The sequence below is a fragment of the Embleya sp. NPDC005971 genome, assembly GCF_040629175.1.
Lineage (GTDB): Bacteria > Actinomycetota > Actinomycetes > Streptomycetales > Streptomycetaceae > Embleya.
Genome location: NZ_JBEXUX010000018.1, coordinates 15061 through 41071, shown reverse-complemented (window position 1 = coordinate 41071; position 26011 = coordinate 15061). Strand labels below are relative to the sequence as shown.

21 protein-coding genes and 1 tRNA gene are annotated in these 26011 nt (G+C 71.9%); 11 read left to right on the top strand and 11 right to left on the bottom strand.

What is annotated here, in order from left to right; all coding sequences use genetic code 11:
* Positions 1 to 24 precede the first annotated feature (24 nt).
* Positions 25 to 447, bottom strand: coding sequence for a hypothetical protein (locus ABZ374_RS17965; protein WP_360311996.1), 423 nt, complete (start codon positions 445 to 447; stop codon positions 25 to 27).
* A gap of 225 nt (positions 448 to 672) precedes the next feature.
* Between ABZ374_RS17965 and ABZ374_RS17960 the strand changes: the two genes are divergently transcribed.
* From ABZ374_RS17960 to ABZ374_RS17950, 3 genes are all read left to right on the top strand, one after another.
* Complete coding sequence (locus ABZ374_RS17960; protein ID WP_360311994.1) at positions 673 to 1416, top strand: nuclear transport factor 2 family protein; 744 nt, start codon at positions 673 to 675, stop codon at positions 1414 to 1416.
* Positions 1417 to 1430: 14 nt separating this feature from the next.
* The gene (locus ABZ374_RS17955) at positions 1431 to 1970 is read left to right on the top strand and encodes a nuclear transport factor 2 family protein (RefSeq protein ID WP_360311992.1); all 540 of its coding nucleotides are present in this window, start codon (positions 1431 to 1433) and stop codon (positions 1968 to 1970) included.
* Between the two features lie 67 nt (positions 1971 to 2037).
* On the top strand, positions 2038 to 2328 hold the full coding sequence (locus ABZ374_RS17950; protein WP_360311990.1) for a hypothetical protein: 291 nt from the start codon (positions 2038 to 2040) through the stop codon (positions 2326 to 2328).
* 97 nt (positions 2329 to 2425) lie between these two features.
* On the opposite strand, the gene ABZ374_RS17945 is transcribed toward ABZ374_RS17950, so the two are convergent.
* Positions 2426 to 2629, bottom strand: coding sequence for a hypothetical protein (locus tag ABZ374_RS17945; protein ID WP_360311989.1), 204 nt, complete (start codon positions 2627 to 2629; stop codon positions 2426 to 2428).
* A gap of 166 nt (positions 2630 to 2795) precedes the next feature.
* On the opposite strand from ABZ374_RS17945, the gene ABZ374_RS17940 reads away from it, so the two are divergent.
* Positions 2796 to 4412, top strand: coding sequence for an MFS transporter (locus ABZ374_RS17940; protein WP_360311987.1), 1617 nt, complete (start codon positions 2796 to 2798; stop codon positions 4410 to 4412).
* Positions 4413 to 4664: 252 nt separating this feature from the next.
* Here the strand turns inward: ABZ374_RS17940 and ABZ374_RS17935 are convergent, their stop codons facing one another.
* From ABZ374_RS17935 to ABZ374_RS17910, 6 genes are all read right to left on the bottom strand, one after another.
* Positions 4665 to 5153: a YcxB family protein gene (locus ABZ374_RS17935; RefSeq protein ID WP_360311985.1), complete on the bottom strand. Its 489-nt coding sequence runs from the start codon at positions 5151 to 5153 to the stop codon at positions 4665 to 4667.
* A gap of 41 nt (positions 5154 to 5194) precedes the next feature.
* The gene (locus ABZ374_RS17930; RefSeq protein WP_360311983.1) at positions 5195 to 6820 is read right to left on the bottom strand and encodes a PrsW family intramembrane metalloprotease; all 1626 of its coding nucleotides are present in this window, start codon (positions 6818 to 6820) and stop codon (positions 5195 to 5197) included.
* Between the two features lie 60 nt (positions 6821 to 6880).
* Entirely contained in the window at positions 6881 to 7609 is a 729-nt protein-coding gene (gene trmB, locus ABZ374_RS17925; protein WP_360311981.1) for a tRNA (guanosine(46)-N7)-methyltransferase TrmB, read from the bottom strand.
* A gap of 12 nt (positions 7610 to 7621) precedes the next feature.
* Positions 7622 to 9853, bottom strand: coding sequence for an FGLLP motif-containing membrane protein (locus tag ABZ374_RS17920; protein WP_360311979.1), 2232 nt, complete (start codon positions 9851 to 9853; stop codon positions 7622 to 7624).
* 47 nt (positions 9854 to 9900) lie between these two features.
* Positions 9901 to 11118, bottom strand: a complete 1218-nt coding sequence (lhgO, locus tag ABZ374_RS17915; RefSeq protein WP_360311977.1) for an L-2-hydroxyglutarate oxidase — start codon at positions 11116 to 11118, stop codon at positions 9901 to 9903.
* A gap of 76 nt (positions 11119 to 11194) precedes the next feature.
* A complete protein-coding gene (locus ABZ374_RS17910; RefSeq protein ID WP_360311975.1) occupies positions 11195 to 12610 on the bottom strand; it encodes a cytochrome P450 in 1416 nt (471 codons plus the stop codon).
* Between the two features lie 273 nt (positions 12611 to 12883).
* On the opposite strand from ABZ374_RS17910, the gene ABZ374_RS17905 reads away from it, so the two are divergent.
* Positions 12884 to 12957 (top strand) — tRNA-Met (locus tag ABZ374_RS17905).
* Between the two features lie 110 nt (positions 12958 to 13067).
* Here ABZ374_RS17905 and ABZ374_RS17900 read toward each other — a convergent pair.
* On the bottom strand, positions 13068 to 14414 hold the full coding sequence (locus tag ABZ374_RS17900; RefSeq protein WP_360312193.1) for an MFS transporter: 1347 nt from the start codon (positions 14412 to 14414) through the stop codon (positions 13068 to 13070).
* Positions 14415 to 15051: 637 nt separating this feature from the next.
* Here ABZ374_RS17900 and ABZ374_RS17895 point away from each other — a divergent pair.
* From ABZ374_RS17895 to ABZ374_RS17880, 4 genes are all read left to right on the top strand, one after another.
* Positions 15052 to 16983, top strand: a complete 1932-nt coding sequence (locus tag ABZ374_RS17895; protein WP_360311973.1) for an asparagine synthase-related protein — start codon at positions 15052 to 15054, stop codon at positions 16981 to 16983.
* A 448-nt stretch (positions 16984 to 17431) separates the two neighbouring features.
* Complete coding sequence (locus ABZ374_RS17890; RefSeq protein WP_360311971.1) at positions 17432 to 18577, top strand: acyl-CoA dehydrogenase family protein; 1146 nt, start codon at positions 17432 to 17434, stop codon at positions 18575 to 18577.
* 14 nt (positions 18578 to 18591) lie between these two features.
* Positions 18592 to 19632, top strand: coding sequence for a phosphotransferase family protein (locus ABZ374_RS17885; RefSeq protein ID WP_360311969.1), 1041 nt, complete (start codon positions 18592 to 18594; stop codon positions 19630 to 19632).
* Between the two features lie 95 nt (positions 19633 to 19727).
* Positions 19728 to 20180, top strand: a complete 453-nt coding sequence (locus ABZ374_RS17880; RefSeq protein ID WP_360311967.1) for a universal stress protein — start codon at positions 19728 to 19730, stop codon at positions 20178 to 20180.
* 75 nt (positions 20181 to 20255) lie between these two features.
* Here ABZ374_RS17880 and ABZ374_RS17875 read toward each other — a convergent pair whose 3' ends face one another.
* Positions 20256 to 20999 (bottom strand): helix-turn-helix domain-containing protein, encoded by a 744-nt coding sequence (locus ABZ374_RS17875; protein ID WP_360311965.1) that lies wholly within the window; start codon positions 20997 to 20999, stop codon positions 20256 to 20258.
* Between the two features lie 219 nt (positions 21000 to 21218).
* Here ABZ374_RS17875 and ABZ374_RS17870 point away from each other — a divergent pair, with 219 nt between their 5' ends.
* Together ABZ374_RS17870 and ABZ374_RS17865 are read left to right on the top strand one after the other, a co-directional pair.
* The gene (locus tag ABZ374_RS17870) at positions 21219 to 22550 is read left to right on the top strand and encodes an NAD(P)/FAD-dependent oxidoreductase (protein WP_360311963.1); all 1332 of its coding nucleotides are present in this window, start codon (positions 21219 to 21221) and stop codon (positions 22548 to 22550) included.
* A gap of 223 nt (positions 22551 to 22773) precedes the next feature.
* Positions 22774 to 24390 carry a SpoIIE family protein phosphatase gene (locus ABZ374_RS17865; RefSeq protein WP_360311961.1) on the top strand — a complete coding sequence of 539 codons (1617 nt, stop codon included), beginning with the start codon at positions 22774 to 22776 and terminating at the stop codon, positions 24388 to 24390.
* Positions 24391 to 24740: 350 nt separating this feature from the next.
* Here the strand turns inward: ABZ374_RS17865 and ABZ374_RS17860 are convergent, their stop codons facing one another.
* Entirely contained in the window at positions 24741 to 26009 is a 1269-nt protein-coding gene (locus ABZ374_RS17860) for an MFS transporter (RefSeq protein ID WP_360311959.1), read from the bottom strand.
* Between the last annotated feature and the right edge of the window lie 2 nt (positions 26010 to 26011).

Genomic DNA, 26011 nt, shown 5'->3' with positions numbered 1-26011 from the left:
ACCAAGACGCCGCGGAGGTCGAGGCTAGAAGTCGGCCGCCGCGGTGACCGGCAGGAACGGGTTCTCCGGTCCGGCCGGGAACGAACTCCAGCTCTGCTCCTCGTACAGGTTCATCAACTCGTGCTCGGACTCCTCGGTGTCCGGCCACTCGGCGTTGACGACCACGTGTACCGAGGGCTGGGGATACTGCTCCCACCACTGGACTATGTGGCCCTCGCCGTCCACCGGAACCGGGTGGTGCTCCACCCGGTGGACCATCATGTACGGACCGCCGGTCCACGGCCCTATGTGCGCACCGCCAAGCGGGATCGCCGAGATCGAGTCGCCGCCGCGCGGCAGGGCCGGTCCGGCGAAGTCGCCCGAGAGCAACGAGCCCACGTACCCCGTCGGGGGACGGTCCGGTGGGACGTCCTGGTAGAAGTCCACCCGGACCCTGTACCGGATCACTCGCGTCCCCTCCGCTTCCACTTCGTATCGTGCTCGCATCGAGCCCGGCCGGCTTGTTGCGATCGGTAATACGTATACCAGCCGGCGACGGTTCCGTTCCTCCGATCGGGTGGGGGCTGGACTTCCCGACGGGGCGCGGGCAGGATCACGCGCACCGGAGGCGGCAGGCAGCGCCCGGAATTCTCCGGGCGTCCGACCCCGCCGGGACCGATGCGGGGAGGCACGATGGGCGGCACCCGGGACGAGGCGGCGGCACTCGCGCGGAACGAACCGGTCGACGGCGATGTGGGCGCCTGGGTGCGCCGATTCACCGAATGGACGATGATCGACGGCGATCTGACCTGTCGCTACGTCTGGCTCAACCTGCCGGACCCCACCGGGGGCACCGTGCGATACACCGTGCCCGGCACCGAGATCGTGCGGCGCCTGGGCGCCGGTGATCGCTTCGAGACGGTGGGCGAATTCCGCAACGGCGACGGCGTGGACGCGATGATCGCGCGCTGGCGGGGGGCGGGCGGCCCGGCGGCCGGGCACGACGGCGCGGAACTGCGCGGCATCGTGGGCTGGGCGCCGGAACCACTGTCGGTGCCGATTCCGCGCGAGGAGATCCGGCGGGCCTTCGGCGACTTCGCGGCGCGTCTGGCCTCGGCCTCGGCGGGCGGCGAATGGGCGCCGCTGGCGGCGGTGTTCACCGACGAGGTGCGGGTGCGCGACCACGTGGTCGGCTTCGTCGAGGGCCGGCACGCGTTGAGCGCGTACATCCGGGACGGCGTTCGGCGTTCGCCGTTCAGCCGCTACCGGGTCCGGCTGCGCATCATCGACGGCAACCGGGTCTCGACGGTGCTGCGCGCCGAGGGACCCTTTGGCGGGCTGGACGTCAACGTGGTGTTGCACTACGCGGGCGGACGCCGCTGGTCGTATGTGGAGGTCGTGTACAACCCGCAGGAGATCGTTCGCACCGGAGCCTGACAGGGTGTCGGTTCATGGACGACGTACAACGGCTGCTGGCCCATGAACAGATCCGTCAACTCGCCGCGCGCTACGCGCTGGCCCTGGACAGCCGGGACCTGGACGCGTTGTGCGGGCTGTTCGTGCCCGACGTGCGGGTGAGCCGGGAGGAGTACGGACGCGCCGCGTTGCGTGCCTCGTTCGCGGCCCAACTGGCTCCGTTGGGGGTGACCATCCTCAATGTCGGCACGCACGTGATCGACCTGCTGGACGCGGACCACGCGACCGGACACGTGTACTGCAAGGCCGAGATCCAGGAGGGACCGCGCTGGTTGCACCAGGCGATCCTGTACCGCGACGTGTACGAACGGCGGGACGGCGTGTGGTACTTCGCCCGCCGTCGGCACGACCTGTGGTACGGCGCGAATGTCGGCGCGAACCCCGCGGGGCTGCCGCCGGCGAACTGGCCGGAACGCTCGTTCGGCTCGGGCACGGTGCCGGCCATCTGGGAGACGTGGCGGGAGTTCCATCGTTCCTCGGACGAGTCGGGCGGATCGGGTTCCGTCCACGCATGACGGGGCAGGCGAGGAGCAACCGGTTACTCGGCGGCAGACTGCCTACTCGGCGGCGGGAAGGTCGGCCATGGCGCGCGACAGGCTTCCGGATGGCGCGAGAAACGCGGCGGCGCGCACCGGTGTGCTCCTGGCGCTGACCATCGTCGCGGCGATGGTCGCCCTGCTCGGCGTCTGGGCGCACACCTGGTTCTGGGTGTGGGCGATGCTCTTCGTCGGCCTGGGCATGCTCGGCATGGCCTGGAGCGCGCTGGAGATCCTGATCGCGCTCCAGGTGGCCGAGGAACAACAGGACCGGGACCGCGGTGTCTACCGGGTCCGACCGGTCGAGATGCGTCCCCGGCGGCGCACCGACCGCTGACGCCGGCCCGGCGGGCGGCCCGACCGGGCTTTGTCGGACCGGGCACAGCCGGGGCGCGGCACCGGGATCGGTGCCGCGCCCCGCCGGGTCTCCGAGGTCAGGGGACGATGCGCTCGACCGCGGCCGGGCCCAGTTCGGCCAGTCGGCGGCGGGCCTCCTCGATGTTCTTCTCGGTCAGATCCTTGCCCTCCGCGAGTACCAGGTCCTCGGGGTCGACGGGCGTTTCGGCGCCACTGCGCAGGTCCATCCGCGGCCGGTCGCCATCGGGGATCTCGTTCACGGGAATGCGCTCGTCACTCATCTCGCCGTCCTTGGCTCGGGGGGGTGGGATCGATGCCGGGCGTTCGGCCCTGCGGCACCGCTCCCGACTACCCGTTGCACCACGAGTGGGAACCCGGGAACCCCGCGCCAAACTTTTTATACATCCGTCCTAGACATGTGTCTTATACGCTCGTACAGTTCCTGTCATGACCTCCACCACAGCCAAGGCCGGCCGCAAGGAATGGATCGCACTGACGGTCCTGCTCCTCCCGCTCCTGCTCGTGTCGATGGACATGGGCGTGCTGTACTTCGCGCTTCCGTTCATCAGCGAGGATCTGGAGCCCAGCGCCCCGCAGCAGCTCTGGATGATGGACATCTACGGTTTCCTGCTCGCGGGCCTGCTGATCACGATGGGCGCGCTCGGCGACCGGATCGGTCGGCGCCGGTTGTTGCTGATCGGCGCGGCGGCCTTCGGGGCCGGCTCGGTGGCCGCGGCCTTCGCGAACAGCGCCGAGACGCTGATCGCCGCCCGGGCGCTGCTCGGGGTGGCCGGTGCCACGCTGATGCCCTCGACCCTGGCGCTGATCCGCAACATGTTCCACGACCCGGCCCAGCGGCGGACCGCGATCGCAGTGTGGACCGCCGCGCTGACTGCGGGCGCCACGCTGGGCCCGGTGGCCGGCGGTCTGCTGCTGGACCACTTCTGGTGGGGTTCGGCGTTCCTGCTCAACGTGCCCGCGATGGTGCTGCTGCTCGCGGTCGGTCCGTCTCTGCTCCCGGAGTTCAAGGACGCCGCCGCCGGTCGGCTGGACCTGATCAGCGCCGGGCTCTCGCTGGTCGCGGTGCTCGGCGTGATCTACGGGATCAAGGAGATCGCGGCCGAGGGCTTCGCGCCGCGCTACCTGGTCGTCATCGTGGTCGGCCTGGTCGTGGGTTACCTCTTCGTCCGCCGCCAGCGCACCATCGCCGACCCGCTGCTCGACCTCGAACTGTTCCGCGATCGGGCCTACAGCGCCTCGATCGCGGTCAACGTGATCGCGAGCATCGCGATGCTGGGCTCCGCGCTGTTCAACACGCAGTACATGCAACTCGTGCTCGGCATGCGGCCGTTGGAGGCGGCGCTGTGGTCGCTGACGGTGATGCCCGGGATCATGGTCGCGCTCACCGTGTCCGGCATCCTGGCCAAGCGGGTGCGGCCCGGCTTCCTGATCGGCGCGGGGCTGCTGCTCGCGGTGGCCGGCTTCCTGGTGATGAGTTCGGCCCGACCGGACTCGCCGCTGGTGCTGGTGCTGGTCGGCGCGGGTCTGGTCGCCGCCGGGGTGCTGATCGCCACCACGCTGACCGCCGAGATGATCCTGACCGCCGCGCCGCCGGAGCGGGCCGGGGCGGCGGGGGCCACTTCGGAGACCGGCAGCGAACTGGGCGGGGCGCTGGGCATCGCGATCCTGGGCAGCATCGCGGACGCGGTGTACGGGCGGGACATGCGGAACACGACCCTCGACGGGGTGCCGGCCGACGCGGCGGACGCCGCGAACGACACGCTGGCGGCGGCGAGCGCGACCGCCGGGCGCATCTCGGGTCGGGCCGGCGACCAACTCCTGGACACCGCGCGGGACGCCTTCACGCACGGCATGCAGTACGCCACCCTGGGCGGCGCGGTCCTGCTCGCGCTGGCCGCGATCGTGGCCACCGCGCTGCTGCGCGGGGTGCCGGTCGCCGCCGAGACGCAGGCGCAGGCGAAGGTGGAGTCGGAGTCGCACGCGCCGGCCGGGACGGCCGCGTCGGTCGCGTCGGTCGTGGGTGGGCCGGTGCCCACCCACTGATCACCCGTCCATCCACACCGCCCGTGGTGGAGGCGGGCGACACCCAACACCCGAAGGCGACCCCGTGTGGGGTCGCCTTTGTGGTGAATACGGGAAATACCGAACGGCCACGGCATATGGCGTGTGGTCAAAGGGGTAAACGCGCCCGATCAGGTCGAATCGGCATTGATTCTCACCATTTCGAGCAGTGAGCCACGCCGAAAGCAGTTGCCCACAGGTTTTCCACAGGATGTGGATCTTCCTTGTGGAAGATCAGCGCGCTGCCCGGCTCCGGCTGTGGATAAACGTCTCCAGTTCGAGGTTTTCGGTGTCCGAAAAGACCCGGTCGGGAATGGTCATCGCCTGGGTGGGGCCGAACTCGAAGATCCACTGGGTATCCACCCGGCGCACTTTGCGGAAGGTGTCCCACGGGGTCGCGCTGCGGCTGCCGCCGAGCGTGGTCACGAACTCCTCGTCGGTCAGCGTGACCTCGCACGGCACGCCGTGCATGTGCCTGTTCTGCCGGGCGGCCTGGATCGGCGCCCAGAACCGCAGCGCGAGCATGGCCAGGCCGAAACCGACGAACGCGAGCGGCCACAACACGGTCGTACCGGTCAGCAGTGCCTTCGTCACCAGGACGACGCCCAGCACCGAGAGCACCGCCCCGGCCCCGAACAGACCCCGGAAGAGGCCGCGTCGAAAGGCGAGCACGCCCTCCGCGATATCGGCCTCGGTCGGGACGTAGGTGGTCGAGATATGCACCCGGCCATGGTCGCACGCGGGTCGGGCCGGGCCGGCTACGGCTACGACTCGCGGGGTTCCGTGGGCGCCGCCTCGGGCGGCGGTGGTTGCGGGGTGTCGCCGGGGCGGGCGTACCACGCGGGTGGGCCCAGGGGCCCGGCCTGCGCGGGCGGCTCGCTCCACGGGCCGCCGGCCGTGTGCCCGGGCGGCTGCCACGGCACGGGCGCGCCGTACACCGGCACGGGCCCCCACGCGGGGTGCGCGGCCGGATGTCGAGCCGGCGGCAGCCACCCGGGCGGCGGGGCGAACGGGCCGGTGCCCGGCGGTGGCCCCCAGCCGGTCGGCGCCCCGTACGGCGCGGCCCCGTACGGCGCCGCGCCCGGCGGGCCGAACGGCGGCATGCCCGGCGCCCACCCGGGCGGCGGCTTGATGTAGCGCCACCTCGGCGACGGCATCGTGTGGTCGATCACCCGTCCCAGGATCGGCTTCGCCGCCCACACCCGATCCAGCAGCTCGCGCTCCTGTTCCGGGTACTCCGGGGCCGGTCCCTTGCGCGAGCGGCCGGCGCGCCGGCGCAGCTCGGCGAGCAGCGTGGCGTCCGCCTGATACGCGCGCAGTCGCGCCGCCCCGGTCGGGCCGAGCATGGCCTTCGCGGTGCGCAGCGCCCGCGAGCGGTCGGCCATCGAGGACAGCAGCAGCGGCTCGTGCGGGCGGAACCAACCCGCCGCGACATAGCCCGGCAACTCGTCCTCGACCGCGCGCAACTGGTCGCGCCGCACGATCACCACGTACCAGACCAGCCCGCCCAGGATCGGCATCATGACCAGGAAGTACACCCCGAGGAAGGCCAGTCCCTGGGTGGCCGAGCCGTTCCAGGCCGCGTGCAGGCCGACCGCGCACACGTAGCCGCCGAGCGGAAGCAGGATCCGCGCCGGTCGGGAGCGGGCCGCCAGCGAGAGGCCGAAGCCCAGCCCGATCATCGAGGTGAACAGCGGATGGGCGAACGGCGACATGATGCCGCGCGCGATGAAGGTGCCCCACGTGGTGCCCAGACCGTCGCCGCTGTCCTCGCTCGCGGCGAACTCCCGGCCGAAGTACAGGACGTTCTCGGTGAACGCGAAGCCCGCGGCGCTGATCGCCGCCGGAATCAGGCCGTCCAGGACGCCGCGGAGCCGGCGCCGGATGGTCAGGAACAGGAGCAGGACCGCGAGTCCCTTGACGCACTCCTCCACCACGGGCGCCACGATGGTCAGCCCGAGCAGCTCGGCGTCCTCTTCACCCTTGAGGTCCATCAGCTTGTCGAAGGACCAACTGTTCGCGAGCAGCGCCACCAGCGCACCGGCACAAGAACCCCACGCGAACGCGAAGAGCAGGCTCTTCCACGGCAACGGCCGGACCCGGCCCAGCCACACGATCGCGCTCACCACCAGCGGCGCGGGCACCAGCGCCATCAACGCCCCGACGAGCAGCCCCTGGACGCCGATGGTGTCGCCGAGCATGACCGCGACGGTGACCGCGCAGGCGAGCAGCGCGGTGCCCAGTACGGTTATTCGCGCGGTCTGGTTCGCCGCGAGGGTGCGCAGCCGCGACTTCTCGACCGGCCCGGGCCGGTACAGGGCGAACTCGTACGCGGCCCGGTCCGGAGGGACGGGACCGGCCGGCGAGTCGGGTCCTTGCGATGCGTCCATTGGGGTGACGATAACGCCGCGCGGTGGCGCGGTGCCCCTTCCTCGGGTCGGCTGCCCGGCTCAGCGGCGCCGGAAGAGCAGATCCGCCACCTCGTGGCCCTTGTCCAGTCCCTGCTGTTCGAAGCGGGTGACCGGCCGCCAACTCGGGCGGGGCGCGTAGCCGTCCGCGGTGTTGACCAGTTCGGGCTCGGCGCGGAGCACTTCGAGCATCCATTCCGCGTAGTGCGCCCAGTCGGTCGCGCAGTGCAGGATTCCGCCCGGCGCCAGGCGGGACGCGGCCAGCGCGGCGAAGGCGGGCTGAATCAGCCGGCGCTTGTGGTGTCGGGTCTTGGGCCACGGGTCGGAGAAGAAGACCCGGATGCCCGCGAGGCAGGCCGGCGGCAACATGTCCCGAAGCAATTCGATCGCGTCGCCGTTGGCCACCCGTATGTTCGTCAGCCCGCGGCGCTCGGCGTCGTGCAGCAGGCTGCCCTGACCCGGGGTGTGCACGTCGATGGCGAGCACGTTGGTGCCCGGATCGGCCTCGGCCATCGCCGCCGTCGCCTCGCCCATGCCGAAGCCGATCTCCAGCACCACCGGGCGGTCGTCCCCGAACAACTCGCCGAGGTCGAGCCGCCGGTCCGCGACGTCGAAGCCCCACCGCTCCCACAGCCGATCCAGCGCGTCGCGTTGGGCCAGGGTGACCCGGCCCCGGCGCGGGGTGAAGCTGCGCACGGTCGCGAGATGGGTGATCGGGCGATCGGTGATCGGGACGCCGGTGGCGGTCGAGGCGCCGGGAAGAGGGGACATAAGACAAGGATTTTACGGCGAATCCCGGGGGCGGCCGATCGTCGGGGGAACCCCCGGCCTCGGCGGCGGCGGGCCCGGCGCCGCGGGCGGCGTCGATCCGACCGGTACCGGCGGTGCTCCGGGCGGGGCCGGCGCCGTACCCGGACGCAGTCGGAACACCGCCCAGAACAGCACCGACGCGACCAGGAACGCGCCGAACAACCACGCCGCGCGCAGCAACATCCCCCGGGTGGCGCCGGTGGTCACCCCGGTCGGGTCGAGCAGCGTGAGCAGGAACAGGAACACCGCGACCGTGTACACGGCCGCCCAACCCCACCTGCTCCACCGCCACAGCAGGTGACCGTCCAGGAAGCGGATCGGCAACAGGCCGAAGACCAGGCCGATCACCGCGGCGACATAGGTCTGGGTGAGGACGTTCTCGGCCAGCACCCAGCCGAAGGCCGGCGTGTCGTCGCCGGCCAGCACGTGTTCGACCGGGATCCGCCACACCCAGGCGCTCGCGCCCAACCCGGCCAGCGCCCACGCGCCCAGCGCGGTGGCCCGCCCCTCCTCGTGCGCGGACATCCGGCGCAGGCCGGCGTGGGTGAAGGCGAGGAACAGTCCGTAGATGTAGCCCGGCACCAGGTGCGCGAGCCGGGACCCGGTGCCCAGCAGCAGCGCGACCACGAGGGCGCCGGGAACCAGGTGCGGGAAGGCGCGGATCCGCGAGACGTGCCGGCGGTACGCCTCGGATACCCCCGCGTAGGCGAGCACGGTGAGCGGGACCGCGATCAGCAGGGACAGCGCGAGCGCGGACGTGCCCGCGTCCAGGGCCACGTTCGGTTCGACCGCGACCGTGCCCAGCGCGGACAGCAGCACGAAGGCGAGCACCTGGAGCCGCGGCGCGCGGGGCAGCGAGCGCGGGCGGGCCGCGCCCGGGCGCAACCGGCGACGGATGCGCAGGCGGTTCTCCTCCACGGTCTTGTTGAACAGTTCGGCGGCGAAGCCCACCAGCGGGAGGGCGAGCACGGCCCCGACGCCGGCGCCGGCCAGTGGCGCGGGGTGGTCGAGCAGGTCGCCGGGGGAGGGCAGGTCGAGCGCGGAGTCGGCGCGGTCGGCGGGTCGGCTCGCCGGGGCGGATGCCGGGTGTCGGGTGGGCAACACGGTGAACGCGAGCCGCACGCTGCCGTCCAGGCGCTCGTCGACACACGCCGCGCTCAGTTCGGCCCGCCCCTCGGGCAGCCCGGCGGGCATGGTCAGCTCGGCGTCGATCCGGCCGTCCGGGCCGACCGGCACCCGGGCCACCTCGCGGTCGCCGCGGCGGATCGCCAGGTCGGCCGGTCCGCCGCCGGTCCGACCGGCGCAGCCGGTGAAGCCGGATCCGGTCGCGCGGATCCGGTCACCGCCGCCGGCCTGTGCGGTGGACAGGGCGAACGTGGCCGGCGGGAGCGTGAGTTCGGCGTCGAGCACGACGTCGGCGTCGACCACGCCGAACTCGGCGTCGTCGGACAGGCAGGACACGGTGAGCCGGTGTGTGCCGCGACTGGGTGTCTGGGGGACGTGTACGCGCAGCGGCTGATACCGGACCAGCGCCTTCGGTCCGTTCGGCTCGGCCGGGGCGTAGAACGAGGTGACGAAGCGGCCGTCCCACAGGAGCGCGCCGTTGTGCGTCGCGGTGGCCGGCCCGCAGCGCAGGTCGGTCCAGACGGTGACCATGGAGTCGGGGGCCGCCGCGGCCGGTTCGAGCACCAGCCGTCGACTCGCCAGGTTCGCCGGCTGCGGCCCGGGGGCCGGGAAGCCGTCCGGGTTGCCCTGCTCGGTCGACGTGTAGTCGAACGTGGTTTCGGCCATCGCCTTCGGGATCGGCTCCCTGCCCCGGTTCGTGCACACCGTGCGGAAACCCTGGACGCCGACGTAGACGGGCGGATCCAGGGTGAAGCGCACGGTGAAGCCCTGCTCTCGCGCGGGATCGATCGGTACGTCCGCCGCGATCAATCGGTCGGCGCCCATCACGTTCGTGCGCAGCCGCGCGTCGTACCCGATCACGTCGACCCGGCCGGTGGGACAGCCGGTGTGACCGGTGCCCCGGAGCGTGACCACGTCGCCGGCACGCAGCGGCCCGCTCGGCGAGACCACCAGCCGGGCGCCCGGGGTGTCGGCGCGTGCGGGCGCGACCGCGCCGAGCAGCGCGCACACCACGAGTACGGCGCCCACGAGCAGGACGCGCGGTACGGCGGATCGCGGTACGGCGGTATTCACGGCCACGTGCAGTCCCCCGATCGGCCGGCCCGCGCCCATGATCGCGTGCCGGCTCAGCGGCCGGCCAGGGCCCCCAGTCGTTCGGCGACCCGAGTGGCGATCTCGTCGCCGATCGGCAGGGACGCGGTGGCGGCGGGCGAGGGCGCGTTCAGGACGTGGATCGTGCGTGGGCCGCCGGTGATCAGGAAGTCGTCGACCAGTTCGCCGTTGGGGCGGACCGCCTGCGCGCGCACTCCCGCCGGCGCCCGGACCAGGTCGTTCGCGGTGACCTCGGGAAGCAGCCGCTGCACCTCGCGCACCATCGCGGGCTTGGCCACCGAGCGCAACAACTCGCCCGCGCCGTACCGCCAGTGCCGACGCGCGATGTGCCACATGCCCGGATAGGCCAGGGTCGCGGCCAACTCGCGCGGCGCGATCCGCGACCACGAGTAGCCCTCGCGACGCAGCGCCAGGACCGCGTTCGGGCCCACGTGCACGTCGCCGTGGATGCCCCGGGTCAGATGTACGCCCAGGAACGGGAAGGCCGGATCCGGCACCGGGTAGACCAGCCCGTGCACCAGCCCGCGTCGCGAGGGCACCAGCTCGTGGTACTCACCGCGGAAGGGCACGATCCGCACCGGCGGCGGGTCGCCCGCCAGCTCGGCGATCCGGTCGCTGTACAACCCCGCGCAGTTGACCAGCACCCGCCCGCGCAACTCGCCGAGCCGGGTCTGTACGACCACCTCGTCCGCGTGCACGGCGAGGTCGACCACCCCCGCCCCGGTGCGCAACGCGACGCCGCGCTCGTGCAACAGGTCGACCAGGGTCCGGCACACGTCGGTGTAGTCGACGATGCCGGTGGAGGCGACGTGCAGTCCGCCGACGGACAACACGTGCGGCTCGCGCTCGCGAACCTGCTCGGTGGTCAGCTCGGTGACCGGCACGCCGTTCGCCAGCCCCCGCTCGAACAGGGTGCGCAGACGCGGGAGTTCGTGCACGCTGGTGGCGACCACGAGCTTCCCGGGGACGTCGTGCGCGATGTCGTGGCGGGCGCAGAAGTCCGTCATCCGGCGGGCGCCCTCGACGGCGAAGCGGGCCTTGAGGCTGCCCGGCCGGTAGTACAGCCCGGAGTGGATCACCCCCGAGTTGCGGCCGGTCTGGTGCGCGGCCCAGGAGGTCTCCTTCTCGACCACGGCCACGGTGCGTCCGGGGTCGCGCTCGGTGAGCGCGTACGCGGTGGCCAGGCCGACGATGCCACCACCGACCACCACCACGTCGTAGGTCAACGTCATGAGCCCACCTCCACCCTGCCGACCCTAGCGGCGCGGGCACGGGCGGGGGAGTCGGGCGGCCCGATGGTGTGCGCCGTCACCGGCCGCGGCGCCACCGTGCCGGGGACCACCACGCGGTGGACGGGGCCGGGGCGGGCTCCGGGGTCGGGTCCGCAGGGGTCGGTACGGGCTCGGGCAGCGGCGCGGCCGGCTCGGGCACCGGGGCCGGCTCGGGTGTCGGATCGGGTGTCGGCTCGGCGGGTGGGGCCGCCAGGGCGGCCGGGCTCGGCCACGGGGCGCCGCCGTGGATCGGCTTGTCGGGGGTGAAGGCGACCGGCAGGGCGGCGAGGGCGCGGATCCACGGGGAGGCGCGCCAGGTGAGCGCCTCCTGGGGGACGGCCAGATGCAGATCGGGCAGCCGGTCGAGAAGCGTGTCCACGGCGGTCTTGGCGATCAGCCGTGCGTGGTCCTGGGCGGGACACGCGTGCGGGCCGCCACCCCAGGCCAAGTGCGCCCGGTTGCCGGTCAGTTCGGTATCGGGCGTGCGCACCGCGGGGTCGGCGTTGGCGGCCGCGATGCCCAGCAGCAGGAAGTCGCCGCCGCGGATCGGCGTGCCGCCGAGCAGGGTGTCCCGGGTGGCCCAGCGGCCGGCCGCGTTCTGCATCGGCGGGTCCTGCCACAACACCTCGTCGAGTGCCTCGTCGGTGGTGCGCCGGCCGCCGGTGAGGGACGCGTGCAGGGTGTGATCGGTCAGCAGGATGCGCAGCGAGTTGCCGATCCAGTTGGCGGTGGGCTCGGTCGGGGTGATCACGAGCAGATCCTCGATCACCTCGGCGTCGGTCAGCCCGGAGGGGTGCGCGAGCATCCAGGACGTGACGTCCGCGCCCGGGGTGATGCGCTTGGTCGCGACCAGGTCGGTCATCATCCGGTGCAGGACGGCCTGATGCGCGAGCGCGTCCGGACCGCCGTCGAACATCCCGTTGATCGTCCGGACCAGGTGCGGCCCGTCCGGCGCGGGCATGCCGACGATCCGGCCCATCGCCAACAGCGGCAGCCGCTGTGCGTACTCGGTGAGCAGGTCGGCCTCGCCTCGGGCCACGAACGTGTCGATCAGCGAGTCGGCCATGTGCTCGATCTCGCCGCGCAGGGCCCGCCGATCGACGCGACCCAGGCTGTGCGCGACGGCCGCGCTGCGCCGCCGATGCTCGGGGCCGTCGGCGCACAGGATGGACGGGCGGTACTCGACCATCGGCGACAACGGCCAGTCGGCCGGGACCCGGCCTTTGATCCGGTCGAGCCACAACCGCGAGTCGTGCGAGAACCGGTCCGGATCACGGAGTACGGCCAGCAGTTCGGCATAGCCCAGGACCAGCCACGCACGCACGCCGCCGTCCAGGACGACCGGCGCCACCGGGCCGTGCCGTTCGCGCAGCTCGCGGTACAACCCGGCCGGGTCGGACTCGAAGCGTGGGCCGGACAGGGCCACGAACGGGCAGCCGGATCTCTCGGTCATCTCAGGACACATCCCGCTCTGCCGCTGCCACGGCTGCCGCCGGCGCATATCGGCCCGCCCCCGGTGGGCGACCCGCCCCTACTACGGCCCGGAACCATATCGTGCTCGTGGCCGGCTGCCACCTGTTCGAATCGGACACGAACGGCCTTTTGCCATACGGGAATCGATCTTCGACCCGCGGCCGCGGGGTTCGGTGCCCGCAGCCGGTCGGGCCGGCCTTCGCGGTAATTGGTCGTGGGTGTGCTCGCGATGGCGTACAGTTGTGTTCACCGACGCGGGGTGGAGCAGCTCGGTAGCTCGCTGGGCTCATAACCCAGAGGTCGCAGGTTCAAATCCTGTCCCCGCTACTTGGATCACAGGCCCGACATGAAAATGTCGGGCCTGTGGCGTTTCCCGGGATCGTGCGTCGAGCCGAAAAGGGCGGCACTCGCGCCCGCGGGGTGTGCGGGTGTGCGGCTCAGACGGTGATTCCGCCGACCAGCCTGGCGCGTTCGGTGAAGTCCTTGACCGCGCGCACGTCGGCGTACGGCTTGAGGCCGATCATCAGGTCGTTGAGGTAGGCCGCGTTGCGCGACGAGTGCACCCGGTCGGCGATCTCCAGCGCCTGCCGGCCGGTCGCGCAGGCCGCCTCGATCTCGCCCGCGCGCAACTCGGCCTGCGCCCCCACGGCCAGCCGCAGCCCGTGCGAGCGCTGGTACGCCTCGCCGCGCAGGCCCGCGAGCGCCTGCACGGTGAAGTAGCGGGTGCGCTCGGGCACGCCCAGGTCGCGGTAACACTCGGCGCCGTCCGCGCACAGCCGGTCCCACGTGAAGAAGTCGATCCACTCCGGATCGGGATCGCCCGTCCGGGCCCGCTCCAGGTGGGCCTCGGCCGCGTTGAGCGCGCGCCCGCACCCCGGCGCGTCGCCCGCGCGGGCCTGGGCGCGGGCCTCGACCAGGTGCAGGAAGCCGGTCACCCGGGAGGTCGCGATGCCCTTGTTGCGCTCGATGGCGGCCTGGGCCAGGTCGACCGCGATGTCGGGGTTGCCGCGATAGGTGGCCTGCAGGCTCATCGAGGCGAGCACGTAGCCGCCGAGCGGTACGTCCGCCGCCGCGCGGGCCAGCCGCAGGGCCTGGATGTAGTAGCGCTGGGCGACCTCGTGTTGGCCGGTGTCGAAGGCCATCCACCCGGCCAGCCGGGAGAGTTCGGCGGTGGCGCCGAACAGCCTGCGCCCCACGTCGTCGTGGTAGCTGCCGCGCAGCAGCGGGGTCGCGTCGCAGCGCAGACACTCCGGCACCATCGACGCCCGCCAGTCGCCGCCGCCGTACTTGCTGTCCCAGCGTCGGGCCTCCTCGGCCGCCTCGCGCAGCTTGGTCACATCGCTGTGTCCCACGTGCGACCCGGTGCCGCGATGCTCGGCGCGGGCGTCCGCGGGGGTGATCAGCCAGCGGGCCATCGGGGTGCCGTAGGCGGTGACGGCGAACGTCCCGGCGAGCAACTCGCGTCGATTCACGTGGTCGTGCCTCCACAGGTCGGTGGCGGTGCGAACTGCCTCCCCGACATCGCGTGGGAAGGCCAGACCGAGATCGGGATCCACCGGCCGGCTGTCGTCCAGGCCGATCTCCTCCAGCGGCACCGGGCGACCGAGGCGCTCCGCGAGCACGGCCGCGATCAGGTGCGGCACGGGGCCCTGCGGAGTCATCCCCTTGCCCACCCAGCGGGCCACGGAGGTCTTGTCGTAGCGGAGGGAGAGACCGCGCCGGGCGCCCAGGTCGTTGACCCGGCGGGCGAGCCCGGCATTGCTGACCCCGGCGACACCCAGCAACTCGCCGAGCCGGCCGTTGGGTCCGCGCTCGCGCGGGGGCCGGGGGCGGGGGTCGGCGGACTCCTGGTGCGGGAGTTCGGTGGTGGTGTGGAGGGTGTCGAGGCGTTCGGGGCGCGCCTGCTCGGCGCCGGCCGGGGAATCGCCGAAGGAGCCGTCGGACCCGGCGCCGACGCCTCCGCTCACCACCCCCGGATCCGGGACCTCCCGGTCTCCGTCATCGGGACTCGAACGCCCCGACTGATCCTGCTTGGGACTGCCGCGCATAGTTTGCCCCCAAAGGCAACCCTCCGTCCGCCTCAGCGTAACCGGACCGGCCGGCTCGGGTAAGGGAGATATTCGCCAATCCCGGGAGTGAAGCGACGCGAATTTACGGGTTGTTCCCGGGCGCGTCGCCTGCGGGACAACCCTTGGCCAAGCGATCACCAAGGACGGGCCGCAATCATTGACAGAACGTACTTGACGTCGCGTCAGTACCCAGGCACGGTCAAAAGGCACCATGCGCCGGGTGCGTGTCCCCGTGCGCCGTCGGATGCGCTCTACTCAGGCTTGCCTAACCTTGGTTCCATGGAAGTGTCGGATCACGTACGGCCGGTATCCATGGTGGTTTGCGCGGGGCCATAACCCGGAGGGGGTCGAGATGCGCTGGTTCGCAGGGACGTCCGAGAGTCGGAGCGTTACCCGGCCGACCGGGGCCAGGACGTTGTGGGACGGCTCCGATCCGCTGTGGCTGGTGGGGAATTGGCCTGCGGACGAGGTCCGGGTGGTCAGCCGGGGCGGGATGCGGATGGCGGTGCTGGGCGTGTGCGGCGCCACCGACGCCGAGCTGGAGGTCGGGCTCGCCATCGCCCGCGGCGGCGCGTTGCGACACCTGACCGGGTGGGCCGGCAGCTACCACGTGGTGCTGCGTACCGGCGTGCGGACCGTGGTGCTCGGCGATCTCGCGGGTGTGCGCCAGGTGTTCCACGCCGAGCCGGCCGACGGCGTGGTCTACGCCTCGCACGCGCTCCCGCTCGCCGACCTGACCCGGGCCGGCCTGGACACCGAGGCGTTCGCGGCCCGCCTGGCCTGCCCCGACGTGCCCGAACTGGTCGCCGGCCGCTCGATGTTCGCGGGCGTGAGCCGGCTCGAACCCGGACACGCGCTGGACGTGGGGCACGGGACCGCCCGGGTGCGGCTCTACGAACAGCACCGCTCCCCGCTCGACTTCCCCGGCGCGGCCGACGCGCTGGGTCGGGCGCTGTCCGACGCGGTCGGCCGCCGCGTGGCCGGATCCAAGCGCCCCGGCGCGGATCTGTCCGGCGGCCGGGACTCGGCGGTGCTCGCACTGCTGGGCGCCCGTTCGGTGGCGATGGCCAAATCACGCGACCTGATCGCGGTCACCTGGGCCGAACCCTGCGCCCCCGGCGACCCGGAGTCCGCGGCCGACATCGTGGCCCGCTCGGCGCGCCTGCGCCACCTGATCGTCCCGGGGGACGTCGACCACCTGCCGTACACCGGCCTGGAGGACGTGCTCACCGGTGCGGTGATGCCCGACGAACCGGGCTTCTCACTGATCGGGATGGCCCGAACCACCCGCACGTTCAACGCCATTCGCGACGCCGGCATCGACATGCACATCACCGGCTACGGCGGTGACGCGGTGCTGGGCACCCCGCTCGCCTACCTCGCCGACCTGGCCATGGACCGTCGCCGGATGACCACCGCCCGGCACGCCCGCACCTGGGCGCGCAACCTGGGCCTGCGCGGCCACGACCTGGCGGGCACCGCGAACCGGGTCGCCCGTACCACCTTCCCCCAGGCACTCGACCAGCTCGCGGAGGTCTTCGCGGGTTCCGGTCGGGTGGACGCGGGTCCGGCCGCCGCGATCGCGTGGTGCACCGCGGCCCCCACGGCGGTCTGGACGACGCCGGACATGCGCCGCCGTCTCGCCGTGTCGCTGCGCCGCCTCGCGGGCGAGTCGGTGGTCTCCGCCGGATCCGTTGTCGCCGCGGACCCGGCGGTCCATGGCCGTCCGGGGGACCGCGCCGCATGGGTCGCGGTCCGCCGGGCGGCGGAACGCCAACGCGCCTGCCAGCAACTCGCCGAGCGCATCGGAGTACGGGTCCAGGCGCCCTATCTGGACACCGCCGTGGTGCGCGCCGGGCTGGCCCTGCCGGCCTGGGCCCGCGATCGGGACGACGGGCCCAGGGCGCTGCTCACCGCGGCCGTCCAGGGGCTGATCCCGCGGCACACCCTGGGCACGGTGCACCGGGCCGACTACACCGAGGCCGAGCGACGCGGGCTGCGCTTGAACGCCCGGGTGCTGCGCGACCTGTTCGCCGACCCGCTGTTGGCCGAACTGGGCGTGCTGGACCCGGTCGAGGTGCGCCGCACCCTCGACCACGCGATCGGCGGCGCGAACCTGGACAAGGGCGAGCCGGCCACCCCCCGCCCCGACCTGCCGCTGGGCGCGCTGGCCGACATCGTCTCGGCCGAACTGTGGCTGCGCGGCGTCTGGGAGGGCCGAGTGATGCGCTGGGACGCGACGCCGAGTTCTGCCCCGGGCGTACGCATCGCGGCTGTCGCGTAGGCGCCGCACCCGTACCTGCACCCGGACCCGGACCGACAAGCCGATCCGGGCAAGCCCCGCGGCCACGGGGCCTGCCCGGCGCGCCGGTCGATCCCCCTCATACGTGCGCCCACGCCCGGCCGACCGGCCGGCCGTGGGCGCACAAGACTTTGCGGGCGGCCGGGCCGCCGGGCCGGATGAGCCCGGTCGCCCGTGCGCCCCGACCCGTATGCCGCCCCGCCGCCGCGTCGCCGGTGCGCCGGGCCGCTCGTCACCCCTGTGCGCCCGGGCCCGCTCCCCGAGTCGCTCCTGCGGGGCCGCCCGCTCCGTGCCTCCGTGCCGGCCGTTCCGTCGTCGTGCCCTTGCTCCGCTTTCGGTGCGCACCTAGCATGCGAGCGTGACACCTACCGACCGGTAGGAATGTCCGATCCGGCATGATCCGGCGTGACACCGCAGGGGGAGTACACACATGAGGGACCGGCACCTCGAACCCGAGCACCTCGCCTTTCGCGAATCCGCGCGCGAGTTCTTCCAGCGTGAGGTGGTCCCGTTCCACGACCAGTGGGAGAAGGACGGCATCGTCGACCGCTCGGTCTGGCTCAAGGCCGGCAAGCAGGGGCTGTTGGGCACCGACGTGGACGAGCGCTACGGCGGCGGCGGGGTGGGCGATTTCCGCTACCTCGCGACGTTGTCCGAGGAACTGATCCGGGTGGCCGCGTCGGGGGTGGGCTTCGGGCTGCACAACGAGGTGGTCGCGCCGTACCTCAACGACCTGGCCACCGACGAGCAGAAGCAGCGTTGGTTGCCCGGCTTCTGCTCCGGCGAGATCATCACCGCGATCGCGATGACCGAACCCGGCGCGGGCAGCGACCTCCAGGGCGTGCGGACCACCGCGATCCGGGAGGGCGACCACTACCTGCTCAACGGCGCGAAGACCTTCATCACCAACGGCATCAACGCCGACCTGGTGATCGTGGTCGCCAAGACCGACCCCGAGGCCAAGGGCAGCAAGGGCATCAGCCTGATCGTGGTCGAGCGGGGCATGCCGGGCTTCGAGCGGGGGCGCAACCTGGACAAGATCGGGATGAAGGCGCAGGACACCGCCGAACTGTTCTTCTCCGACGTCCGGGTGCCGCTGAACAACCTGCTCGGTGAGGAGAATCGCGGCTTCTACCACCTGATGAACAACCTGCCGCAGGAACGCCTGGGCATCGCGAGCGCGGCGGTCGCCGGTGCCGAGACGGTCTTCGCGCACACGCTCGAATACGTCAAGACGCGGACGGCGTTCGGCCGCCCGATCGGCTCGTTCCAGAACACCAGGTTCGAACTGGCGGAGATGGACACCGAGTTGGACATCGCGCGGACCTACGTCGACGACTGCATCATGAAGCACGTCGCCGGCGAGCTGGACGCGGTCGCCGCCTCGAAGGCCAAGTGGTGGACCACCGACCTGCAAAAGCGGGTGGTCGACCGCTGTCTGCAACTGCACGGCGGATACGGCTACATGCTCGAATACCCGGTGGCCAAGGCGTTCGTCGACACCCGGGTGCAATCGATCTACGGGGGGACGAACGAGATCATGAAGGAAATCATCGGCCGTTCCCTCGGCATCTGAAGCGGAGCACGAACATGACGGATGGTCCGATGGCCGAGGCGCTGCGGCCCGAAGCGATCACGGCGTGGCTGGCCGAACGGGCCGCGGTGCGCCCGCCGCTGGGCTTCGACCTCGTGCTCGGCGGGCGGTCGAATCTCACCTACGTGGTCTCGGACGCCGACGCGCGCCGCTGGGTGCTGCGCCGGCCCCCGCTGGGGCACGTGCTCGCGACCGCGCACGACATGGGGCGTGAGCACCGGATCCTGGCCGCGCTGGGCTCCGGGCGGACCGACGTGCCGGTGCCGGCGGTGGTCGGTCTGTGCAGCGACGAGACGGTCAACGGCGCGCCGTTCTTCGTGATGGACTTCGTCGACGGGCAGGTGATCCGCTCCGTCGAGGACGCCGCCACCCTGCTCACACCGCAGGCCCGGCGGCGGGCCGGGGAGCAACTCGCGGACGTGCTCGCGGCGATCCACGCCGTGGACGTGGACGCGGTGGGGCTGGGCGAACTCGGCCGGCGCGAGGACTACATCGGGCGCCAGTTGCGCCGCTGGCACCGCCAGTGGGAGGCCACCCGGGTGCCCGGGATCGAGGCGATCGACGACGTGCACGACGCGCTCGCGGCATCCGTCCCCGCCCAGCAGGGCGCCACGATCGTGCACGGCGACTTCCGCCTGGACAACGTCATCCTGGGCCCGGACGGCACCGTGCGCGCGGTGCTGGACTGGGAACTGTGCACGCTCGGCGACCCGCTCGCCGACGTGGGCACCACGCTGATGTACTGGGTCGAGGCGGGCGAGGACGGCACACTGCTGCCCGCCGACGGCACCGCGAGCGAGGGCTTCATCGACCGGGCCGCGTTCGCCGCGCGCTACGCGGCGGCCACCGGTCGGGACCTGTCGCACATCCGCTGGTATCAGGCGTTCGCGTGCTGGCGGCTCGCCTGCATCCTGGCCGGCGTGCTCGATCGATACTCCGCCGGCGCGATGGGCGAGCAGGACGCGGCCGGGCCGTTCACCGTCGACGGGCTGCGCGCGTTGGCCACTCGCGCGCAGGAGATCCTCGCGCACGCCTGACCGCCGTCCGGGTGGCGTTCGCGCGCGGAGGTGAGCGCGCGACATTCGGGTGGTATGGGGCCCTCCACATCCGGATTCGGTGACGAGGAGGGCCCATGGCCGACGCTGAGCCGAAGGGCGTCGTGGTCGGCGTGGACGGGTCGGAGCCGGCCCGGCGGGCGTTGGACTGGGCGATGACCGAGGCCGAGCTGCGCGGGTTGCCGCTCTACGTGGTGACCGCGCAGCCCGCGACCCCCGGTTATGTGGTGCTCGCGCCCGGCCCGCACTACCAGGAGGACCTCGAACGGGTGCTCGCCGAATTGCGGATCCGGACCGAGACCACGGTGGCCGAGGTGAACGGCGAACGCGAACGGCCGTTCGGCGGACAGGCCGTGGTCCAGGTGTACTCGGGCACGGCGACCGAGGTGTTGCTCGGGATGTCCGAGCGGCACGAGATGGTCGTGGTGGGTTCGCGTGGCTCGGGCGGTTTCTCCCGCCTGCTGCTCGGCTCGGTCAGCACGGCGGTGGTGCACCACGCGGCCTGTCCGGTGCTCGTGGTGCGTAGTTGATCGGTTTGTCGGATCTCGACCGAGACCTGCTCGACCGATACTGCCTCACTCGGGACTGCCTCGACCGAGACTGCCTCAACTGAGAAAAAGGGTGTCCAACTCGTCCTGCGTGAACGGCTTCCCGGGCAGCGGGGACGAGTGTCCCGCGTGCAGGCCGTCGAGCAGGATTTCCAGATAGCGACCGGCGATGGTCAGTCGTTGTGGGTGTGGAAGCCCCGACGGGGGCAGCAGACACGACATCATCAGCGATATGTCGGCGTCCGAGACGTCCGCTCGGAGCAGCCCGCAGGACTTGGCCTGATCGACCAACATGCCCACCGCGTCGTTGAGTTCGGCGCGCGAGGAACTCATCTCCTCGGTCACCGGGACCCGCCCGCTCAGCGCGGGGAACAGTCGGCCGGCACCCGAGCCGACCGCGCGGCGTAAGTATCTGGCGAGCGCGGACCACGCGTCCGGTTCCTCGTCCAACGCGTTGACCGCCTCGGCGGTCAGTCGGTTGGTCTCGGCGATCATGATGCGTTGGACCAGTGCCTCCTTGCCGGTGAAGCGGCGGTAGATGGTGCCCACCCCCACGCCGGCACGGCGGGCTATCTCCTCCATCGGAGCGTCGTAGCCCAGCTCGCCGAACACCTCGCGGGCCGCCCGGAGCACCTGCTCCAGATTGCGTCGGGCGTCGGTGCGCAACTGCGGCGACGGCTCGGCCGGCCTGCTTCGTTGCGGCTTGCGAGCCGGTGGAATCGTCGTTGTGTGTCGACCTCCGACGCCGTCGCCGCCGGTGTCCTGCGTCTTCGTGGTACGCGTACGCGAAGCGCCGCTCATAGCGTCTCCCCCGGAAGGCAAGTGTGTCGATTCCCCCACCAGACCCCGCTTTGCCCAGGGCGTCGAGACTACCCGAACCGACCCCACCCCAGAAGCGGAATCCGACAGCACGGTTGTGAAGATATCGCTGACCGCTGACCTCTCGTCACCACCCGTACGGGGCACACAAACCCGACGAACACCTGTCTGTGGCCCTCGGAAAGGGGCAGAGTGGAACGCATGACGACCTCGACTCGGCCCGAGCGCATCCTGATCGTCGGCGGTGGCTACGTCGGCCTGTACACGGCCCTTCGCCTGCAACGGAAACTCAAGGCGGGAGAGGCGACGGTGACCGTCGTCGAACCGCAGTCGTACATGACGTACCAGCCGTTCCTCCCGGAGGCCGCGGCCGGCGCCATCTCGCCGCGCCACGTGGTCGTCCCGCTGCGCTCGGTGCTGCCCAAGTGCCGCATCGTCACCGGCACCGTGGAACACGTGAACCACGCGAAGAAGACCGCGACCATCGAACTGCTCGGCGGCGAGACCTACGACGCCTCCTACGACCTGCTCGTGGTCGCGCCCGGCTCGGTCGCGCGAACCCTGCCGATCCCGGGGCTCGCCGAGTGGGGCATCGGCTTCAAGACCGTCGAGGAGGCCATCGCGCTGCGCAACCACGTGCTCGAACAGATGGACACCGCCTCCTCGACCCGGGACCCCTCGATCCGCGACCACGCGTTGACCTTCGTCTTCGTCGGCGGCGGCTACGCGGGAGTGGAGGCACTCGCCGAGCTGGAGGACATGGCCCGCTACGCGTGCCGGTACTACCACAACATCACCCCGGCGGACATGCGCTGGATCCTGGTCGAGGCATCGCCGCGGATCCTGCCCGAGGTGGGCGAGGACATGGGCCGGTACACGGTCGCCGAGCTGCGTCGACGGGGCATCGACGTACGCCTGAACACTCGGCTGGAGTCGGCCCGCGACCGGCACGTGGTGCTCTCGGACGGCACCGAGGTCGACGCGAGCACGCTGGTGTGGACGGCGGGCGTCAAGCCCAGCCCGATGTTGATCGCCACCGATCTGCCGCTGGACGACAAGGGTCGGCTCAAGGCGCGCGCGACGCTCGAGGTGGAGGGGGTCCCGGGGGTATGGACGGCGGGCGACTGCGCGGCGGTGCCCGATCTGACCAAGCCGGGCGAGGAGTTCACCGGTCCCAGCGCGCAACACGCGGTGCGCCAGGCGCGGGTGCTCGCGGACAACATCATCGCGACGCTGCGCCGGCAACCGCAGCAGCAGTATCGGCACAAGCACGTGGGCTCGGTGGCCTCGCTCGGCCTGCACAAGGGCGTCGCGCAGGTCTACGGGATCAAGACCAAGGGTCTGCCGGCCTGGTTCATGCACCGCACGTATCACCTCAGCCGCGTGCCCACGCTGAACCGCAAGATGCGCATCATGGCGGAATGGACACTGGCCCTGATGTTCCGGCGCGAGATCGTCTCGCTGGGTTCGATCGAACACCCGCGTGCCGAGTTCGAGTACGCCACCCGAGGCGACCGCAAGCCCACCAGGTAGGGACGATCGACCGGCGGGCTCGTAGGCTGAAGCGTCGCCCGAGGGTCGAGCGACTCGCGACCGGGTCCCGTACATTGCCACAGCGCACTCCTGTGGTACCCCGAACGGGGGCCCGGCCTCGGGGTGTGATTCCCTCACGGCCGACTTTCGCCCACACTGGTGATGTCACCTGCGGTAAACCTCCATGCGCTTTGCGTGAACGAACTCTCTAGGAAGCGAGCGGTTGAACATCACTCGGTGGGGCGCCCGGCTGGCCGGTGACCGGCGCCGCTCGGTGCCGGCGGCACGCAGCCAGGAATCGAACGACACCTTCCCGTTGCGCGACGTGCTGGCCCACGCGCCCGCGTTGATCGCGGTCACCCGAGGGTCGAACCACGAGCTGTGTTACGTCAACGACGCCTACCGGGCGGTCTTCGGCGCGCGCAGAGCGGGTGTGCCGGCCCGGGACGCGCTGCCCGAACTCGCCGAGCACGGGCTGCTGACGCTGATGGATCAGGTCTATCGGACCGGGCGCGGGCGGACCGTGCGGGCCCGGCGGGTCGACCATCGCGGCGAGACGTACCCGGGCATGCCGGAGAGCGAGCGCAGGCACGGCTACTACACGTTCGTCTGCACGCCGGTCCGTCCCGAGGCGGCCGGCCGCGGCGGCGACACCCGGGGCGTGCTGGTCTTCGCGGTCGACGTCACCGACCAGGTCCAGGCCACCGACCGACTGCGGGAGAGCGAGCGGCGGCACCGGCAGGCCGCGGTCACCCTGCAACGCAGCCTGCTGCCACAGCGCTTGGAGAACCCCGACGACCTGATCGTGGCCGCCAAGTATCTGCCCGGCGGCACCGACGCGGCGGTCGGCGGCGACTGGTACGACGTGATCACCCTGGGCGCGGGCCGCACCGCGCTGGTGATCGGCGACGTGATGGGCCGGGGGGTGCGCGCCGCCGCGGTGATGGGCCAACTGCGTACGGCGGTGCGGGCGTACGCGCGGCTGGACCTGCCACCGCACGAGATCCTGCAACTGCTCGACGAGACCGCGATGGAGATCGACGCGACCCAGATCGCCACCTGCGCCTATGCGGTCTACGACCCGGGCGAGGGCGTGCTGACCTACTCGACGGCGGGCCATCTGCCGCCGTTGGTTCGCGACGGCGAGGACGTGATCCACAAGCTGGACGACGCGAACGGGCCGCCGCTGGGCACCGGTGCGAGCTGGCCGCACACCTCCGGGCGGATCACCCTCGATCCGGGCTCGACCGTGGTGCTGTACACGGACGGCCTGGTCGAGCGCCGCGGCGAGGACCTGGACGAGGGCATCGACACGCTGGGCGCCGCGTTGTTGTCGTCGGTGGGCGAACCCGAGGCGGTTCGCGACCACCTGATCGCGCACATGCAGTTGCCCGAGGAACACGACGACGACATGGCGATGCTGGTGCTGCAACTGCCGCGCCGCGAGGGGGCCCAGGCGCGGCTGTTCCGGACCGCGTCGCTGGACCTGCTGGGCGGCAGCGAGGTGGCCGCGCGCGGGCGGGCGTTCACGTCGGGGGTGCTGGCGAGTTGGCAGGTCGGCGAGGAACTGCGCGAGATGGGCGTGCTCGCGGTGAGCGAGTTCGTGGCGAACGCGCTCACGCATGGGGCGGCGCCGATGCGGTTGCGCCTTCGGCGCACCGATCGGCGGTTGATCGTCGAGGTTTCCGACGCGGACGATCACGTGCCTCGGCGGCGGCGGGCTGCGGCGGACGACGAGAGTGGGCGGGGGGTGGCGATCGTGGCGACGATCGCGAAGTCGTGGGGGAGTCGGCTCACGGATGAAGGCAAGACGGTCTGGTGCGAGTTCCCGTTGGGTTGACCGGGGGTTTTGGCCTCATGCGCCGGCCTGGCTGGTTCGCCTCAAGCGCCGGCGGGGCTGGGTGGCCTCAAACGCCGGCCGGGCTGGTTCGCCTCAAACGCCGGCGGGGCTGGGTGGCCTCAAGCGCCAGCCGGGCTGATTCGCCTCAAACGCCGGCCGGGCTGTTTCGCCTCAAGCGCCGGCGGGGCTGGTTTGGCCTCATGTGCCGGCCGGGCTGATTCGCCTCAAACGCCGGCGGGGCTGGGTGGCCTCAAGCGCCGGCCGGGCTGAGGGGGATCAGGTGCCGGCCGGGCTGAGGGGCCCGAGTGCCCGGCCGGGCTGAGGGGGGTGCCGGCCGGGCCGGGTTGGGTTTATGCGCCGGCTGGGGTGAGGGGCTTGGGGATGGGGTGGGGGGTGGATTCGGCTATGAGGAGGCCGTTTTGGGTGGGGTTGAGGGTGTGGCGCATGCGTAGGGCCAGGAGGGTGATCAGGAGGGAGCAGGCCATCAGGGCGGCCAGGTAGGGGCCGTAGAGGCCGGCGCCGACCATGACGCCGGCGAAGGCCGGGCCCGCGGCCATGGCGAGTTGCTTCACCAGGGACTGGGCCGCGTTGTACTGGCCGAGCAGGTGTGCGGGGGCCAGGTCCGCGACCATTGGGCCCAGGGTCGGTGCGAGCAACGACTCGCCCACGCCGAGGAGCGCGAACGTGGCGATGATGGTGACCGCCGCCGCGACCTTGTCGTCGTGTACCAGGCCGGAGATCGCCGTCACGATCCAGGCGAGCAGCCAGACCAGGCCGGTCGCCGCGATCACCGTGCTGCGCCGGCGGCGCTGGGTGATCCGCAGGACGGTGAGCTGACCCAGCACGATCACCGCGGTGTTGGCCGCGAGGGCGACACCCAGCATGCTCGGCGAGATCCGGCTGACCTCGGTCGCGAACGCGGCCAGGCCCGACTCGAACTGGCCGTAGCAGGTGAAGAAAATGACCGCGCTGACCACACACAGCCGGACCATCGCACGGTTCTTCAGCAGATGCCGAAAGCCCATGCCGCGCACCGTCCCGGCCGGCGCGGCCGGCAGCGCAGGCAGTCGGACCGTGCCGCACACCGCGCCGAGCACCAGGAACATCACGGTCTCGACGGCGAACAGCAGGGTGAAGCTGGCCGGCCGCGACGGGTCGACGATCATGCCGCCGATCAACCCGCCGATGCCCAGGCCCAGGTTGTTGAAGGTGAACTGGAGCGCGAACGCGCGAGCGCGGGTGAGCGACGTCGTACACCGCACGATCATCGTCGCCAGCGCGGGCTGGATCGCGGCCACACCGGCGCCGAGCAGCGCCGCGCCCAGCATGACCAGCGCCTCGCCGCGGGCCAGGCCCAGGGTCAGCGCGCCGAGTGCGGCCACCACCGAACCGATCGCGACCACCGGGCGAGGGCCGCGCCGGTCGATCGCCGGACCGATCATCGGGAGGGCACACAGCGCGGCGATCGCGAGCACGCTGAACATCAGGCCGGCCTGACCGGCCGACAGGTGTCGCACCCGCGTCACGTACACGAACAGGAACGGCACCGTGAATCCGCTGCCGAACGCACTGAGCGCGTTCCCGAGTTGGATCCGACGCAAAGCGCCTTGGGTCGCCATCA

Excerpts from the sequence above, each read along its gene's own strand:
- ABZ374_RS17960 (WP_360311994.1), top strand. The coding sequence starts at position 673 with ATGGGCGGCACCCGGGACGAGGCGGCGGCACTCGCGCGGAACGAACCG.
- ABZ374_RS17955 (WP_360311992.1), top strand. The coding sequence starts at position 1,431 with ATGGACGACGTACAACGGCTGCTGGCCCATGAACAGATCCGTCAACTC.
- ABZ374_RS17950 (WP_360311990.1), top strand. The coding sequence starts at position 2,038 with ATGGCGCGCGACAGGCTTCCGGATGGCGCGAGAAACGCGGCGGCGCGC.
- ABZ374_RS17945 (WP_360311989.1), bottom strand. The coding sequence starts at position 2,629 with ATGAGTGACGAGCGCATTCCCGTGAACGAGATCCCCGATGGCGACCGG.
- ABZ374_RS17940 (WP_360311987.1), top strand. The coding sequence starts at position 2,796 with ATGACCTCCACCACAGCCAAGGCCGGCCGCAAGGAATGGATCGCACTG.
- ABZ374_RS17930 (WP_360311983.1), bottom strand. The coding sequence starts at position 6,820 with ATGGACGCATCGCAAGGACCCGACTCGCCGGCCGGTCCCGTCCCTCCG.
- trmB (WP_360311981.1), bottom strand. The coding sequence starts at position 7,609 with ATGTCCCCTCTTCCCGGCGCCTCGACCGCCACCGGCGTCCCGATCACC.
- lhgO (WP_360311977.1), bottom strand. The coding sequence starts at position 11,118 with ATGACGTTGACCTACGACGTGGTGGTGGTCGGTGGTGGCATCGTCGGC.
- ABZ374_RS17910 (WP_360311975.1), bottom strand. The coding sequence starts at position 12,610 with ATGACCGAGAGATCCGGCTGCCCGTTCGTGGCCCTGTCCGGCCCACGC.
- ABZ374_RS17895 (WP_360311973.1), top strand. The coding sequence starts at position 15,052 with ATGCGCTGGTTCGCAGGGACGTCCGAGAGTCGGAGCGTTACCCGGCCG.
- ABZ374_RS17890 (WP_360311971.1), top strand. The coding sequence starts at position 17,432 with ATGAGGGACCGGCACCTCGAACCCGAGCACCTCGCCTTTCGCGAATCC.
- ABZ374_RS17885 (WP_360311969.1), top strand. The coding sequence starts at position 18,592 with ATGACGGATGGTCCGATGGCCGAGGCGCTGCGGCCCGAAGCGATCACG.
- ABZ374_RS17880 (WP_360311967.1), top strand. The coding sequence starts at position 19,728 with ATGGCCGACGCTGAGCCGAAGGGCGTCGTGGTCGGCGTGGACGGGTCG.
- ABZ374_RS17875 (WP_360311965.1), bottom strand. The coding sequence starts at position 20,999 with ATGAGCGGCGCTTCGCGTACGCGTACCACGAAGACGCAGGACACCGGC.
- ABZ374_RS17870 (WP_360311963.1), top strand. The coding sequence starts at position 21,219 with ATGACGACCTCGACTCGGCCCGAGCGCATCCTGATCGTCGGCGGTGGC.
- ABZ374_RS17860 (WP_360311959.1), bottom strand. The coding sequence starts at position 26,009 with ATGGCGACCCAAGGCGCTTTGCGTCGGATCCAACTCGGGAACGCGCTC.